General features: G+C 61.7%; 14 protein-coding genes. 9 read left to right on the forward strand and 5 right to left on the reverse strand.

Features of this window, described 5'->3' with window-relative positions:
• Window positions 1-2: 2 nt before the first annotated feature.
• Window positions 3-1,205, reverse strand: coding sequence for a pyridoxal phosphate-dependent aminotransferase (locus tag V1292_RS02225; protein WP_334370119.1), 1,203 nt, complete (start codon window positions 1,203-1,205; stop codon window positions 3-5).
• Between the two features lie 793 nt (window positions 1,206-1,998).
• Here V1292_RS02225 and V1292_RS02230 point away from each other — a divergent pair.
• From V1292_RS02230 to V1292_RS02240, 3 genes are all read left to right on the forward strand, one after another.
• Complete coding sequence (locus V1292_RS02230; RefSeq protein WP_334370120.1) at window positions 1,999-2,652, forward strand: glutathione S-transferase family protein; 654 nt, start codon at window positions 1,999-2,001, stop codon at window positions 2,650-2,652.
• A 186-nt stretch (window positions 2,653-2,838) separates the two neighbouring features.
• Window positions 2,839-3,012: a hypothetical protein gene (locus tag V1292_RS02235; RefSeq protein WP_176721808.1), complete on the forward strand. Its 174-nt coding sequence runs from the start codon at window positions 2,839-2,841 to the stop codon at window positions 3,010-3,012.
• Window positions 3,013-3,084: 72 nt separating this feature from the next.
• Window positions 3,085-4,245 (forward strand): PQQ-dependent sugar dehydrogenase, encoded by a 1,161-nt coding sequence (locus tag V1292_RS02240; RefSeq protein WP_334370121.1) that lies wholly within the window; start codon window positions 3,085-3,087, stop codon window positions 4,243-4,245.
• A gap of 21 nt (window positions 4,246-4,266) precedes the next feature.
• On the opposite strand, the gene V1292_RS02245 is transcribed toward V1292_RS02240, so the two are convergent.
• Entirely contained in the window at window positions 4,267-4,617 is a 351-nt protein-coding gene (locus V1292_RS02245; RefSeq protein WP_334370122.1) for a DMT family protein, read from the reverse strand.
• Window positions 4,618-4,819: 202 nt separating this feature from the next.
• Between V1292_RS02245 and V1292_RS02250 the strand changes: the two genes are divergently transcribed.
• The 3 genes from V1292_RS02250 (at window position 4,820) to V1292_RS02260 (ending at window position 7,407) form a co-directional block, all read left to right on the forward strand.
• Window positions 4,820-5,632 (forward strand): PAS-domain containing protein, encoded by an 813-nt coding sequence (locus V1292_RS02250; protein ID WP_334370123.1) that lies wholly within the window; start codon window positions 4,820-4,822, stop codon window positions 5,630-5,632.
• A gap of 105 nt (window positions 5,633-5,737) precedes the next feature.
• The gene (locus V1292_RS02255) at window positions 5,738-6,199 is read left to right on the forward strand and encodes a GNAT family N-acetyltransferase (protein WP_334370124.1); all 462 of its coding nucleotides are present in this window, start codon (window positions 5,738-5,740) and stop codon (window positions 6,197-6,199) included.
• A 266-nt stretch (window positions 6,200-6,465) separates the two neighbouring features.
• Window positions 6,466-7,407, forward strand: a complete 942-nt coding sequence (locus V1292_RS02260; protein ID WP_334370125.1) for an aldo/keto reductase — start codon at window positions 6,466-6,468, stop codon at window positions 7,405-7,407.
• Here the strand turns inward: V1292_RS02260 and asnB are convergent.
• From asnB to V1292_RS02275, 3 genes are all read right to left on the reverse strand, one after another.
• Window positions 7,394-9,325 (reverse strand): asparagine synthase (glutamine-hydrolyzing), encoded by a 1,932-nt coding sequence (gene asnB, locus V1292_RS02265; protein WP_334370126.1) that lies wholly within the window; start codon window positions 9,323-9,325, stop codon window positions 7,394-7,396. The genes V1292_RS02260 and asnB overlap by 14 nt on opposite strands.
• A gap of 96 nt (window positions 9,326-9,421) precedes the next feature.
• Window positions 9,422-11,089 carry a hypothetical protein gene (locus V1292_RS02270; protein WP_334370127.1) on the reverse strand — a complete coding sequence of 556 codons (1,668 nt, stop codon included), beginning with the start codon at window positions 11,087-11,089 and terminating at the stop codon, window positions 9,422-9,424.
• Window positions 11,090-11,217: 128 nt separating this feature from the next.
• A complete protein-coding gene (locus V1292_RS02275; protein ID WP_334370128.1) occupies window positions 11,218-11,949 on the reverse strand; it encodes a class I SAM-dependent methyltransferase in 732 nt (243 codons plus the stop codon).
• Between the two features lie 318 nt (window positions 11,950-12,267).
• On the opposite strand from V1292_RS02275, the gene V1292_RS02280 reads away from it, so the two are divergent.
• Genes V1292_RS02280 through V1292_RS02290 form a run of 3 tightly spaced genes read left to right on the forward strand, consistent with a single transcriptional unit; the run spans window position 12,268 to window position 14,645 of the window.
• Entirely contained in the window at window positions 12,268-13,050 is a 783-nt protein-coding gene (locus tag V1292_RS02280; RefSeq protein ID WP_334370129.1) for a class I SAM-dependent methyltransferase, read from the forward strand.
• A gap of 9 nt (window positions 13,051-13,059) precedes the next feature.
• On the forward strand, window positions 13,060-13,785 hold the full coding sequence (locus V1292_RS02285) for a class I SAM-dependent methyltransferase (RefSeq protein WP_334370130.1): 726 nt from the start codon (window positions 13,060-13,062) through the stop codon (window positions 13,783-13,785).
• On the forward strand, window positions 13,782-14,645 hold the full coding sequence (locus V1292_RS02290) for a glycosyltransferase family 2 protein (protein WP_334370131.1): 864 nt from the start codon (window positions 13,782-13,784) through the stop codon (window positions 14,643-14,645). Before V1292_RS02285 ends, V1292_RS02290 begins: the two co-directional genes overlap by 4 nt.
• Window positions 14,646-14,665 lie beyond the last annotated feature (20 nt).

The raw sequence follows: 14,665 nt of genomic DNA on the forward strand, positions 1-14,665 counted from the left end.
GACTATTTCAAATTGCCACAAAAGCGCTGGATGCGTTTGCAGGCCTCTTCGAGGTCGGAGGTATTCGTCGCGTAAGAAATCCGGAACGCCGGTCCAAGCCCGAATGCAGAACCCTGCACGACGGCGACGCCTTCGCTCTCCAGCAATTCCGTGACGAAATCCTCGTCATTGGCAATCACCTTGCCCGAAGGCGAGGTCTTGCCGATGGTGCCGGCGCAGGACGGATAAACGTAGAACGCGCCCTCGGGCCGTGGGCATTCGATGCCCTTGGCCTGGTTGAGCATCGAGACCACGAGGTCGCGGCGCTCCTTGAACATCTTGTTATGCACCGGGATGAAATCCTGCGGACCGTTCAACGCTTCGACGGAGGCCCACTGCGCGATCGACGACGGGTTCGAGGTCGATTGCGACTGGATCGTCGCCATCGCCTTGATCAGGTCGGCCGGGCCGCCGGCGTAACCGATGCGCCAGCCGGTCATGCAATAGGCCTTCGACACGCCGTTCACCGTCAGCGTGCGCTCGTAGAGTTTCGGCTCGACCTGCGCAGGCGTCGCGAACTGGAAGTCGTCATAGACCAGGTGCTCGTACATGTCGTCGGTCATCACCCAGACATGCGGATGCTTCACCAGTACGTCGGTGATCGCCTTGAGTTCGGCGCGCGTGTACGCGGCACCGGTCGGGTTCGACGGCGAGCACAGGATGATCCATTTGGTCTTCGGCGTGATCGCCTTTTCCAGATCCTCGGGCCGCAGCTTGAAGCCGCTCGATGCCGGGCACACGACGGGGACCGACTCGCCGCCGGCCAGCGCCACCATTTCCGGATAGCTGACCCAGTACGGCGCCGGGATGATCACCTCGTCGCCGGGATTGAGGGTTGCCATCAGCGCATTGTAGAGCACCTGCTTGCCGCCGGTGCCGACGATGACCTGGTTCGGCTTGTAGGTCAGGCCATTCTCGCGCCGGAACTTGTTGATGATGGCTTCCTTCAGCTCCGGAATGCCGCCGACATCGGTGTACTTGGTCTTGCCGGCCTCGATGGCGCGGATCGCCGCCAGCTTGATGTTGGCGGGCGTGTCGAAGTCCGGCTCGCCGGCGCCAAGGCCGATGACGTTGCGGCCCGCCGCTTTCAGCGCGCGCGCTTTATCCGTGACCGCGATGGTCGCGGACGGCTTCACACGGGCGAGCGCGGCGGACAGGAAGGGCATCATGATCTCCTGGCAAACGTCGTGACTTCTGAAATTCACGACTCTTTTTGATGGGAACGCTGCACCCTAAGGCGCTGCGCGCTGCATCGCAAGAAGCTTGGCCAAACAACGGCCAAACTTTGGGGAACGTTGCGCGGGCTCGGTACGATCGGAGCAATCCGAACGCAATATTCGCAAAGTTCCGCGGGCCGAATTGACTCATATCTGACAAGCCGCGGGTCAGGCAGAGAGGGCGCAACTCCCGGAGCGGCTGACGGCCGAGCGCCACCTACCCTCAAGGGCCAAAGCGAAGCCGCACGGTTCAACGCCAAGCTGTGTCGCCGCGATCTGCATCCGCTCTCGATGATGGCCCGCGAAGTCACTTTCGGACGTGTGATGGCCACCGCCCCCGATCCTGGGTCCCGGCTCTGCGCCGCGTCCGGAACACGAAAGCTTTTGGGTCAACGACCGATCTCCGTTCCCCGAACGCAGCAGACGCGCAGCGGCGCGCCGCAGGGCCGGTGCCCACGCGCCGGGTCCATGGTCATCACCCCGAGGCGTGACGCAGCCAGCATCGTCGCGCAGGATTGAATCGATCCGCTCGTCCGTTCCCGACCATGTGATGCGTTGCCCGACTGAGTCGTGGCATGGCATGCTGCGCGCGTGCAGTGCAGTAGAGGTTTTCGACTTTTTCCATTCCGCGGGTCTTGCGACGCATTCGTATCGGCATCATTGTTTAGCCGCGTTGCGGCGCGAAGGCTTTCCGCAGTTCGCTCCTCGCGCGCGCCCCTCGACCTCTGTGAACCCAACGACAATGTACAAGCTCTATTCGATGCAGCGCTCCGGCAACAGCTACAAGGTCCGCCTTGCGCTGGCGCTGCTCAACGCGCCCTATGAAGCTATCGAGGTCGACATTCTCCGTGGCGAAAGCCGCACGCCGGAGTTTCTGGAGAAGAACCCCTCAGGACAGGTGCCGCTGTTGGAAGTCGCCGAAGGACGCTACCTCGCCGAATCCAACGCCATTCTCTGGTATGTCTGCGGCGGCACGTCGCTGGCGCCGGAGTCGCGGGTCGAGCGCGCCGAAGCGCTGCAATGGATGTTCTTCGAACAGCACGCGCTGGAGCCCAATATCGGCGCCGCATATTTCTGGCTGTCGCTGGTCAAGGGCGGCCGCGACCTGCAGACGCATGCGCTGGAGGACTGGATGGAGCGCGGCTATGCGGCGCTTCAGGTGATGGAAAACCATCTCAAGACCCGCGCCTATTTCGCGGCCGGACAACTCACGGTCGCCGATATCGCACTGTACGGCTACACCCATGTCGCTGACCGCTGCGACTACGACCTCGCGACCTTCCCTGCCATCCGCGCCTGGCTGCGGCGGGTCGAACAGACTCCCGGTTTCGTGACGATGGACTGGCAGCCGGAAACCGAGGTCGACGACCAGGCCGGCATCGCTGCAGGCGCATAGCCAGCCTCGCCCCTCTCACTTTCGCGCGAGCACTCCGCCAAAAGTTAATAATAGCGGGCATAACGTTAACCTTTGCCGCGATTCCGCCATTTTCAGCCTCTGATTGCCGCAATATTGCCGGTGATCGTTGCAAGATTTTCCTGATGAGGAGCGGGTGATTCGTCCCGCGTTACAAGGATTTAGACTATGATGCGGTCACCCGGCGCGGTCGGCTTCGAGAGCAGCCGCGCGCCCGTCGCTTCTTCCCGATTGCTTGGTGCCATCGCCACCTCGCTTGCGATCGGCACACTTTCGCTTTGCCTCGTGGTCACCCTGACGGTGCTATCGATCAAGGCCACCGTCGCGATGCCCATTCCGTGACAGGTCCAGCCTTTTTGTTTGCATCATTGGACTAGCGAACGCGCGATGATCAGCATCGCGATGTAGACCAGAATGAAGACACCCGTCGGCCTTGTGACCGTCGCCTTGACGGTAGCGATCCTGCTCGCCGTCTCCTTCCTGATCGCCACCGGCACGCGCGGCGAAGAGCCGGCGTTCGACTCGTCGGCGGGCGAACTCGAGGTTCGCACCATTGCGAGGGGCCTCGTCAATCCGTGGGCGCTGGCATTCCTACCCAATGGAACGATGCTGGTGACCGAGCGTCCCGGCCGCATGCGCCTCGTCAGCGCGGAGGGCCAAGTCTCGCCGCCGCTCAAGGGCGTGCCTGACGTGTGGGCCTCAGGCCAGGGCGGCCTGCACGATGTCGTCACCGACAATTCCTTTGCGCAGAACCGGACCATCTATTTCTGTTACGCCGAACGGACCACGGGTGGCGGCCGCACCACGGCCGCGCGCGCAAAGCTGAGCGACGACAATGGCCGTCTCGACGAGGTCAAGATCATCTTCCGCCAGCAGGGGCCGCTATCGTCAGGCAATCACTATGGCTGCCGCATCGCGCAGGCCGATGATGGCAATCTGTTCGTGGCGCTCGGCGATCACTTCACCCATCGCGACCAGGCGCAGAATCTCGGCAATCATATCGGCAAGGTCGTCCGGATCGCGCCGGATGGTTCGGTACCGGCAGGCAATCCGTTCGCCGGCCGCGCCGATGCCAAGCCGGAGATCTGGAGCTACGGGCACCGCAACGTGCAGGCGCTCGCGATCAATCCGGCGAGCGGCGAGCCCTGGGAAATCGAGCACGGACCGCGCGGCGGCGACGAGGTCAATGTCGTCGGCAAGGGCAAGAATTACGGCTGGCCGGTGATCGGCTACGGCATCGATTATTCCGGCGCGAAAATCCACCAGAGCACGGCCAAGGACGGCATGGAGCAGCCGCTCAAATATTGGGTGCCGTCGATCGCGCCGTCAGGCATGGCCTTCTACACCGGAAAGCTGTTTCCGAAATGGAACGGCAGCCTGTTCACCGGCGCGCTGCGCAGCGCAATGCTGGTGCGGCTGACGCTGAACGGCAACACGGTGACGTCGGAGGAACGCCTGCTGCAGAACCTGCACGAGCGTATCCGTGATGTCCGCCAGGGACCCGACGGCGCGCTGTGGCTGCTCACAGATAGTTCGAACGGACGGGTATTGCGGGTGGCGCCGGCGGTGAAATGACGACGATCTGAACAAAAGCGCTCACCATTTGTGGAAGATCAGAAACGCACCCGCGGCGATGAGGAGAAAGCCGAGTGCGTGATTCCACGCTAGCGGCTCCTTGAGATAGAGCACCGAGAAGCAGGCGAATACCACCAGCGTGATCACTTCTTGCATGGTCTTGAGTTGCGCCGCCGAATACACCGCGCTGCCCCAGCGGTTGGCCGGCACCGCCAGCCAGTACTCGATGAAGGCGATCCCCCAGCTCGCCAGCACCACCATTGGCAATGGGCTTTCCTTGAATTTCAGATGGCCGTACCAGGCAAAGGTCATGAAGATGTTGGAGGCAAACAGCATCAGGATCGGCAGCAGCGTCGGCGAAACAGTGGGCATCGATGTCCTCTTGCAAAATGTCGAGCAGCTCAATGGTCGGGTGCAGTACCCCGTTCCTCAACTCGATATCATTTGATTTCAAAAATGCGAAAGTCTTACGCATGCCCGCAACGCTCTCTTAGGACTGGCGGCAGAAAGGCGTGCACAATCGCAACAATCAGGCATGCTTGCGTCTTATTCCCGGCAAGTGGCGAGAACGGGTATGCAGTTAGACTGGCGCGCAATCTCCGGTCCGGCTCTCACGACAGCGACGGCGATGATCGCCTTCGTCGTCGACCGGCACTTCGTTGCAGTCCCCAATCCCGCGCCGCTATTCGTCTGCATCGTCGCCTTTGCCGCTTCCATCAGCGGCATCGTCTCCGGCATGGCCAGCGCCATCATTGCGGTGACGTCATCGGCGCTGTTCTTCCTCAACCACCGCGCTACGCCCGGTTACGACATGTCCGACCTGGCGCGCATGCTGCTGCTGGCGGCGACCGCCGGCGGCACCGCGCTGATCACCGGCTTGTTGCGGAAAAGATGGGTCGATGCGTTCGCGTGGGAGAAGAAGCATCACGCTACCGCGGAGCGCCTGTCGGCCGCGCTCGACCAGGTCGATATCGGCATCGTGCTGCTCGATTCCGCCACCCGCGCCGAATTCATCAACCGCGCCTTCCGCGACTATTTCAAGCTGTCCGACGAGCAGGCCGACAGCAAGCCGCCCTTCATCGCGCTGATGTATCACGGCCGCGACACCGGCGCCTGGCAACTGCCGGAGGACGAGTTGAGCACCTTCATCGCCAAGCGCACCGAGATGATACGGACAGGCGATTCCACGCCGATCAACGTCGGTCTCGCGGACGGACAGGTTCTGCGCTTCACCTGCACGGCGCTTCCCGACGGCGGACGCATGCTGAGCTACACGCCGGTCACCGACCTCGTTCGCCACACCGACGATCCCGGCAGCGCGGAGTATTATCGCGCGCTGCGCGGCAGCCATCGCAGCCTCGCTGGGCACCTCGGCGCCGCGGAGTAGCGAAGCGATAAGTTGATCGTCTGCAGCCACATCTGTAATAATCAACAGACATCCCTCCTTGCCGCGTCCCTGGCGCGCCATCTCTTAACCAAAACGGAATCGCGCATGCCTGGCGACCTCACCATCCGCTTCGTCACCCGCCAGGACTACGCGCAATGGCTTCCGCTATGGGACGGCTACAACGCCTTCTATGGCCGTTCGGACGCGACCGCGCTGGCGCCCGAGATCACGGCGATGACATGGGCGCGCTTCTTTGATGCTTATGAGCCGGTGCATGCGCTGGTGGCCGAGAGCGGCGGCGAGCTGCTCGGGCTGACGCATTATCTGTTTCACCGCTCTACGACCATGATCGAACCGAACTGCTATCTGCAGGACCTCTTCACCAGTGCCGCAGCGCGCCGCAAGGGCGTCGGCCGCGCCTTGATCAACGGCGTCTACGAACAGGCAAAGCTCGCCGGATGCTCCCGCGTCTATTGGCAAACGCACGAGACCAACCACACCGCGATGCAGCTCTACGACAAGGTGGCGGACCGCTCCGGCTTTGTCGTGTACCGCAAGATGCTCTGAGGCACGGCTTTCGGCCGACCTGTGGATAAGTTCTGCTGTCACGCGCGCGTAACAAAGCGCGGCTAGCCTGCCCCTGCGTCTGATCAGGCCCCCCGTCTCAGATCACGCGCCCCAGCGGTCCCCGTCAGTCGCCGCGTCTGACCGGGGCCGCATCTTTTTGTGCCGCATAGCTGCCAAGCGCGGGCGCTGGTCACCCCGCTGCTTGCGGGGCGAAGCTGTGCGCGCCACAATGCGCCCTCTCCCCGCTCTTCCCACAGGATCGATCCATGCAAATTCGCAACCTCGGCGGCTCCGGCCTGCGTGTTTCCGCCGTCGGCCTCGGCTGCAACAATTTCGGCCAGCGCACCGATCTGGAGACCTCGCGCAAGGTCATCCACAAGGCGATCGACCTCGGCATCACCCTGTTCGACACCGCCGACATCTATGCAGGCATGGGCGGCTCCGAGACCGTGCTCGGCACCGTGCTCGGCGACCGCCGCAAGGATATCGTGCTGGCGACGAAATACGCGAAACCGATGGCGACCGACGGCACCAAGCAGGGCGCCTCGCGCCGCTACATCATGTCCGCGGTCGAGGCCAGCCTGAAGCGGCTGAAGACCGACTACATCGATCTCTACCAGCAGCATGAATACGATCCCCTGACGCCGATGGAAGAGACGCTGCGCGCGCTCGACGATCTCGTGCGCCAAGGCAAGGTCCGCTACATCGGCAATTCGAACTTTCCGGCCTGGCGCATTGCGGAGGCCGAAATGATGGCGCGGCAGATGAACGTCAACCGCTTCGTCTCCTGTCAGGATGAATACAGCCTCGTGGTGCGCGGCATCGAGAAGGATTTGCTGCCGGCGGCGCAGGAATACAAGCTCGGCCTGCTGCCGTTCTTCCCGCTGGCGAGCGGCCTCCTCACCGGCAAATACAAGCGCGGCACTGATGCCCCCGCCGACACCCGCTTCGCCAAGGCCCCGGCGCTGAAGGACCGCTACGTCACGGCGCGCAACGAGGACATCGTCGAAAAGCTCCAGTCGTTCGCACTGGAGCGCGGCCACACCATGCTCGAACTCGCCTTCTCCTGGTTAGCCCAGCGCCCGCAAGTCGCAAGCGTCATTGCCGGCGCCACCCGCGTCGAACAGATCGAGCAGAACGTGAAGGCGATCGGCTGGACGCTGAGCGCCGAGGAGATGGCGGAGATCGATGGGATTACGAAGGGATGAGGGCTTGCGTCCTCTCCCCCCGCAACTGAACGCCTTCCAGGCTGGACCTGTAGAGCGCAAATGTCAGCAGCGGCCACAGCGCGTAGGCGTGATTGGTCTTGCGGTCCGCATGGTCCCGCCAGAGCTCGCGGATCGCGTCGGGTTCAAGATACGGCTCGAAAATGTAGCGCGACCGCTCGAACGCATTTTCGCACAACGGACGCAACGGACCGCGCAGCAATCCGGCCAGTGGATTATTGAAACCCCGCTTCGGCGCATCAGTGATCTCCGCCGCCGCGCCCTTGCCGCGCAGTGCTTTCCGCAACAACGGCTTGGTCGGCCCGCGCAGCGGCACCAGCAGGTCGAGGGCGCAGCGCCCGGAAAATTCCATGATACGCCGGTCGAGAAACGGCACACGGATCTCGACGCCGTTCGCCATGCTCATCGCGTCCGTCTTCATCAGCAAACCGGTCGGAAGGTGATAGGTCTGGTCCGCGATCAGGCAGCGATCCAGAAGCGTTGGCCCGTCCGCCTGCTCGATCGCGGCTCTATAGCCGGCCATCGGGCTTTGCTCCGCGAGGTGGCGGAGCGCAGGGCCGTACAGGCGGGGAATGAGGAATTCCGGAACATAGCGCCGCCATTCGGCATGGGCATAGAGACCGCCGGAGGCGATCCCGAGCAGGAAGCGCGACAGCAGCGCAGTTGCCGGCAACCGCGTTTCGTTCGCTCCCGACGAGGCGTAGGTCCACCTTCCGGCCGTTCTCGCGACGCCCCCCGGAATCATACCGCCGAAGCGCTCGGCCAGCCGCGATGCCCGGTAGGTCGAGTAGCCGCCGAAGAACTCGTCGGCGCCGTCGCCGGAAAGCGCCACTGTGGAATTGCGGCGCAGCTCGGCGGTCAACAGCAACAGCGGACCGGCGCTTTCGTCCGCGACTTGGCCATCGAAATGGTGCACAACACGGGCAAGCGTAGCGTCGGGCACCGGATCGTCGCTCACCTGCACGATCCGGTGCGGCAGCGCGGTCTGCCGCGCCACCATCGAGGCGATTTCCGTTTCGTCGTGGGATTGCTCGGCAAACGCGGCGGTGACGAGCGGAAATTTGCCGCGTCTGGCGACGGAATAGGCCACCATCGAACTGTCTATGCCGCCGCTCTGCAGGATTCCGACCGGCACGTCGCTGATCAACTGGTCGCTGACGACCTGATCGAACAGGGGCAAGAACGCATCGACGGCGTCGTCGAGATTCTTAAAGTCTCTGGTCCGCCGCGGTCGCCAGAAACGCCGCAACGCCTCGCTGCCGTTCTCATAGACCACGATCGAGCCCGGCTCGACCTGGCGAACGTGCCGCATCGTCGTCGTCGTCGGCCCGACATAACCCATCGCGAAGAAGCGATGCAGCCCCTCTGGTTCCATCTCGCGCGGGTGCTCCGGATCGGCCAGCAGTCCCTTGATCTCGCTGGCGAAGCGAACAACGCCGCCCACCTTCGAGAAAAACAGCGGCTTGGTTCCGATCGAGTCGCGCGCCAGGATCAGGCGCTTCGCGCCGGCATCCCACAGCCCGATCGCGAATATTCCCTCGAGGCGCGAGAACAGCCCCTCGCCCCAAGCGAGATAGCCAGCCGGCAGGATCTCGGTATCGCAATGCGAGCGGAAGGTGACGCCGAAATCCCGTTCGAGTTCGGAACGCAGTTCGGCCTCGTTGTAGATCTCGCCGTTGTAGGTGACGGTTATTCGGCCGCTCGGGTCGCTCATCGGCTGCCGGCCAGCCGAGGAGAGATCACGGATGGCCAGACGCCGATGTCCGAAGCCGATCGCGCCGTTATGCCATGTTTCGCCGGCGTCGGGGCCGCGATGCGACAGCACGGCGGTCATCCGGGCCAACACGGCCGGATCGACGCTGCGACCATCGAAATTCAGGATACCGGCGATACCGCACATGGACTGGATCGGATCAGGACTGCGGGAGGAGCGAGAAACGGGAGCAATAACGCATGGGCACCGAGGATAGCGCGCCTGCGCGGCACGAACAATGAACTAGCGCGGACAATCGATCGCCTTTCCCGGATATGAGGCAAACCTGAGCAGCCGGATGCGGCCGGTATCGATCACCTCCGCGGCTTCGCGCGACGCGAACACGCCTGGCTCGCTCCCTTTCGGCAACGCGAGCACGACATTGAAATCGCCGCATACACGCGCCACGACCTTGTCGACATCGGCAAAATTGTCCGCATGGTGTACCAGCTTGAAGGCAGTGCCTACATGCACGGAGATCGGGTCAGCCTGAAGAACCGGCGATACGACGACGTCCTTGTAGGCCGTGTTGCGGCCAATATCGCTCCACATCAGGTAGGCGTCGCGATCGACCCGTCCTCTCAAAGCATAGCTTTGGTAGTCTGTCACATCCACGGCGTAGTAGAGCGCGGGTCCGGCTAAAAGCAGGCCGATCACCGCGAGGCCAGACCGCCGGGACGGGTCACTGGACTCGCCAATCGACTGTCGAACCAATATGAAAGCCGCGATCGGCAGCAGGGCGAACGGAACCATGGAATAGGCGAACAACGCCTTCGAGATCGCCCATCGGTGAATGAACGTATGCTGATAGATCACCAGCATATGCAGATAGAACGGAACGGTGATCAGCAGCAGAATTGACATCGTCGCAAAGATCGACCGGCGTTCGAAGGGGTCACGGGCCCGCCGAAACGCCGTGATGAGCAATCCCAGCGTCACCAGCGTGGAAACCGCGATCAGCGGGAACGCAAACTGCGAATAATAGTCCTGGTGCATCTCTTCGAAGAAGGCCTTGGCAAATCCGGTGATGGGACTATCAGCGGTCATGTTCATCCGCTGCAGGATTTTGTAGAATAGGTGCTTGATCGAGGCAGAGGCACTCATCGCGCCCGGCGCCAGAAACCGCCAGGCAAGGAAAATCGAAAAGGCCGAAAACGGCAGCAACAGCAGGCCGAAAAACCGGCGCAGATTCATCCGCTCGAGGACGCCGGCATATCCGGCGACGAAGCGACTGACCAGCCAGAAGATGAACAACGTGTAGGACAGCCAGTCGACGAAAAATGCCAGATAAATTGTGGTCAGTTGCAGGGCAGTGATGACCCATTGGTCGCGTCGCGACCTCGCGCCGTAATACAGCACCTCGAGCAGCAGGAATATAGCGGTGAATATCAGGACCGCGGTCACAACGTCGTAGATCTGCGAAAATGCGTAGATCAAGCCGCGCGAGAGCAAAATCGGAAACGCAACTCCGAGCGCAAGCAGCCCGCTGGCCACGCTGCCGAGCCGGTTCATCAGCGCGAGATTGTAGACGGCGAGCGCGGCCGACAGGGCGATCAGCCCGTGCATGATGACGTTGATCCAGTTGATCAGCGGGATGCTCGGCTGGATGCTCAGAAATTTTGCGGCAAGGTAGACGATGACAAAGGCGCCCGGCGGCCAGGAATCGTAGATGCCGCGCAGCTCCATCGTCGGCGTTTCGATGGAGAGCGGCGCGCGCGGGGTGGCGAACAACAAATGCCGCGCGCCCTCGTCCCACCAGATCCGCGCCCACATACTCGCCGCCGCCGTGGTGACGTCGGCGTCAAATACAGGGATTTGGTCCATATAGGGAAGCCGTTGCCGGAAGGTATAAAGCCACACCACCAGGACGCCAAATGCGACCAGCCCACCTACCAAACGTCGAGAACGCATGGAATCTTCCTAAGCGCCAATCCGCTCCGCGGTTGATATCGCGATTGCGCGGAGTTGTGCAATGAATGCTGATACTGCTCAACCTGCGAGGCTTGGAAACCCCTTATTCAACTTTAGGGGCATGCACGCTAGGCCACTTTCGCCGGTCGCGTTCCGACCACCGTCCAGCTGTATCCGTAGCGAAAGTGCGTTTGAATGTCGGCAAAGCCGTTCAATTCGAGCAGGGCGCGCGCCTCGGCTTCGCAATAGTACTTCGCATACGCCGGTCTCAATTGATCGTATATTACCAGATAGCGCTTCGAACGCGAAAACCGGCCCAGCACGTTCTTGACGTAGTCACGGAGAGGCAATCCAGGCATCAGACGGCAGGCCAAAATATAGAGGTCAAGCGCCAGCAACAGCACATGCGCGAGTGCCGCTACTAAAAAATGTGGAAGTCGCGTGGTCAGGACGCGCAATGCACGAATGCCGGTTACGATGACGCCGCTGCCCTCCTTCCCATAAAGCCAGACAATCATCTTCCCGCCCGGGCGCAGCGCATCCAGCGAAGCGGCGATCACGGGATCGGGATCCGGGATATGGTGAATTACGCCGATCGAGACGACAAGATCATACGCACCTTCCGCGGGAATTTCGTGTCCCGCCTTATTGAGAAGCACCACCCGGTCTGCATCGTCCGAGAGATTGCGCTTCAGCACCTCGAAAGCCGCCGACGGTTCTATCGCGGTGACCTCTTTCGCTCCGGCCTGCAGGAGCATTTTCACAATACGACCCGTACCGCTGCCGATCTCCGCAACGCGCTTCCCTTCCAGGTCCTCGAGCCTGAACAAGGGCTCGAGGGTTCCCTTCAGAATGCCCACGTCTCCGTAGTATCCTTCATTGTCCGTGTAACGCAGCCATTGATCCCCGAAATCAGATATTGTCTCATTTGAGAGGCGGGACTGGGACGCTGTAGTGCTCATCGTGCTTCCTCAACGACATCGCGGAATCCGCCACCGGGGTCCGAACGTTCAGCACAGCCGATTGGCGAAGTTCCTCGTGGACGGCCTGGCTGGGATGGAGGATCGCGGCTGTTGATATTGCGACGGTACGAAGCTATGCAATAAATCTGCCTTTTGCGCAACTCTCGCGGGAGCGGCGGAAGGCATTGTAACTAAAGTCATTTTGCGAATCGGATGATGGATAGCTCCCGTCAGAAACAACATTACGCCGACATCCACGATGCCTACGAGGCGCATTACTACGATGCGTCATCGATGAGGTATCGGTCGCGTTTTATCTATGACTGGCTGTTCGATCGCATCGATCTGAGCAACGCCAGCATCGCCGATCTTGCCTGCGGCAGCGGGCACAATTCACTGGCCGTCATGGAACGCTTCAGCGGCGTGCGTACCGTCGGGTTCGACATCTCCGAGCCGGCCTGCGCATCGTACCAGCGCACGACGGGAAACGCCGCGCAGGTGCTCGACCTGACGCGGCCCGCCGAGATCAAGGAGCAGTTTGACGGCGCGATCGTCGTCGGCGGGCTTCATCATTGCGTCATGGATCTCGGGCAGACGTTGCGTAACATCGCAGCGATGGTGAAGCCGGGCGGCCACCTGCTGATGATGGAACCAAGCGCCGATTTCGCACTCAACGTGGTACGGGACAAATGGTACGCCTCGGATAAATATTTCGATGCGCCGACCGAGCAGGCGCTGTCGCACGATGCCATCCTGAAGCAGGCTTCGCCCTACTTCGAAGGCGAAGCAGTCCGCTATTTCGGCGGGCTGGCCTATTTTCTTATCCTCAACAGCCTCATCATGCGCGTGCCTCTCGGCGCCAAGCCGGTGCTGTGGCCGATCGTCAAACCGATCGAAGTCGCGCTCGGCGGCATTCCATGGTCCGGCATGTATCCCTGTTTCCTCGCCAAATGGAAGCGCACCGCCGTGCCAGTTTCCGGCGCCGCCACCGTTCGATAGGGCTTTCCGTTGAGCAAAGACATATCCGCAACCCAGCAAATGGCGCCGACCTTCTCCAGCGCCATTGCCGATGCACACAACTACATGGACTGGATCATCGGCACCATGCACCCGTATTTCGGCCATGACGTGCTCGAAATCGGGATCGGCCACGGCAGCTATTACGAATATCTCGGCAAGCTCGGCCGCTATCGCGGCGTTGACATCGATCCGGACAACGTCGCCAATTCGCGCGCGCGATATCCTGACGGCAGCTTCGAGCTTGCAGATATCACCTCGGACGAGTTCAGATTGAGCCTTCCGCCGGGCAGCGTCGACACCGTGGTGTGCTGCAACGTCATCGAACACATCGAAGACGACAATCGCGCGGTCTCCAACATGGCCAACGCGCTTGGCCCTGGCGGTCATCTATTGATCCTCGTGCCGGCGCTGCAGCAGCTTTACGGCGACCTCGACCGGCTCGCCGGCCATCACCGCCGATACAACAAGCCGCTGATGCTGAAGGCCTGCGCCGGGGCGCCGATCGAGATTCTCGAACTGCGCTATTTCAACCCGATCGGCGGGCTGGCGTGGTGGATCAACAGCTTTGCGAAACACGAATCACTGGATGATTCCGCGGTCAACGCGCAGATCCGGATTTTCGACAAATATGTGCTGCCGATTTCGAGGCTGGTCGATCCATTGACCCGCGGCTTCTTCGGCCAATCCCTGATCTGCATAGCGCGCCGGACATGATCTCGATCGTTATCCCCGCATTGAACGAGGAGCGCGGCATCGGCGCGACCGTCGCGAACATCACCAGCGTGCTGGCTGCCGCCGAGCTGGTGCCGTTCGAGATCCTCGTGGTCGATGATGGATCATCGGACGGCACCGGGAAGGCCGCGGCGGAAGCCGGCGCCCGGATCATCCGCCATCCCCACAATGTCGGTTATGGCCGGTCCCTCAAGAAGGGGATCGAAGAAGCATCGTACGACATGATCGCCATTTGCGATGCCGACGGCACCTACCCGGCAGCGGCCATTCCCGACCTTGTCCGGCTTTACAACGAGGGCTTCGATATGGCCGTCGGCGAGCGCCACGGCCCCCACTATCGGCAATCCGCACTCAAGATGCCGCTGCGTGCGATATTGCGCTTCCTCGTCGAGTGGACCGCCGGCCGCCGCATTCCGGACATCAATTCGGGCCTGCGCGTGTTCAGCCGCACCGCGGCGATGAAGTACTTCCCGCATCTGTGCGATACGTTCAGTTTCACGACGTCCATGACGCTCGCCTATATGATGACGCGACGCTTCGTCACCTATCACAAGGTCGACTATTTCGAGCGAACTGGCAGCAGCAAGGTGCGCCTTTTCAAGGATTCCCTGAAAACGCTGCAGTACATCATCGAAGCGATCGTCTACTACAATCCCTTGAAGCTCTTTCTGCTGTTCAGTCTGATCTGCACCGTCATCGCCGCGATCACGATGCTGATCTCCCTGTACTTCTCGATCGTGACGGGAATCATGCTCGCAGTCGGCACCGCGATGGCCGCGATCATCATGTTCGGCATCGGTCTGCTGGCGGTGCTGCTCAAGCAGATCATGGACAAGGCCTGAACGCGGCGAATTACCGGTGC

The sequence above is a fragment of the Bradyrhizobium sp. AZCC 1719 genome (genome assembly GCF_036924525.1).
Classification (GTDB): domain Bacteria; phylum Pseudomonadota; class Alphaproteobacteria; order Rhizobiales; family Xanthobacteraceae; genus Bradyrhizobium.

Coding starts and splice junctions, on each gene's coding strand:
- V1292_RS02245 (WP_334370122.1), bottom strand. CDS start 4,617: ATGCCCACTGTTTCGCCGACGCTGCTGCCGATCCTGATGCTGTTTGCC.
- V1292_RS02290 (WP_334370131.1), top strand. CDS start 13,782: ATGATCTCGATCGTTATCCCCGCATTGAACGAGGAGCGCGGCATCGGC.
- V1292_RS02225 (WP_334370119.1), bottom strand. CDS start 1,205: ATGCCCTTCCTGTCCGCCGCGCTCGCCCGTGTGAAGCCGTCCGCGACC.
- V1292_RS02280 (WP_334370129.1), top strand. CDS start 12,268: ATGGATAGCTCCCGTCAGAAACAACATTACGCCGACATCCACGATGCC.
- V1292_RS02260 (WP_334370125.1), top strand. CDS start 6,466: ATGCAAATTCGCAACCTCGGCGGCTCCGGCCTGCGTGTTTCCGCCGTC.
- V1292_RS02240 (WP_334370121.1), top strand. CDS start 3,085: ATGAAGACACCCGTCGGCCTTGTGACCGTCGCCTTGACGGTAGCGATC.
- V1292_RS02235 (WP_176721808.1), top strand. CDS start 2,839: ATGATGCGGTCACCCGGCGCGGTCGGCTTCGAGAGCAGCCGCGCGCCC.
- V1292_RS02250 (WP_334370123.1), top strand. CDS start 4,820: ATGCAGTTAGACTGGCGCGCAATCTCCGGTCCGGCTCTCACGACAGCG.
- V1292_RS02230 (WP_334370120.1), top strand. CDS start 1,999: ATGTACAAGCTCTATTCGATGCAGCGCTCCGGCAACAGCTACAAGGTC.
- V1292_RS02255 (WP_334370124.1), top strand. CDS start 5,738: ATGCCTGGCGACCTCACCATCCGCTTCGTCACCCGCCAGGACTACGCG.
- asnB (WP_334370126.1), bottom strand. CDS start 9,325: ATGTGCGGTATCGCCGGTATCCTGAATTTCGATGGTCGCAGCGTCGAT.
- V1292_RS02270 (WP_334370127.1), bottom strand. CDS start 11,089: ATGCGTTCTCGACGTTTGGTAGGTGGGCTGGTCGCATTTGGCGTCCTG.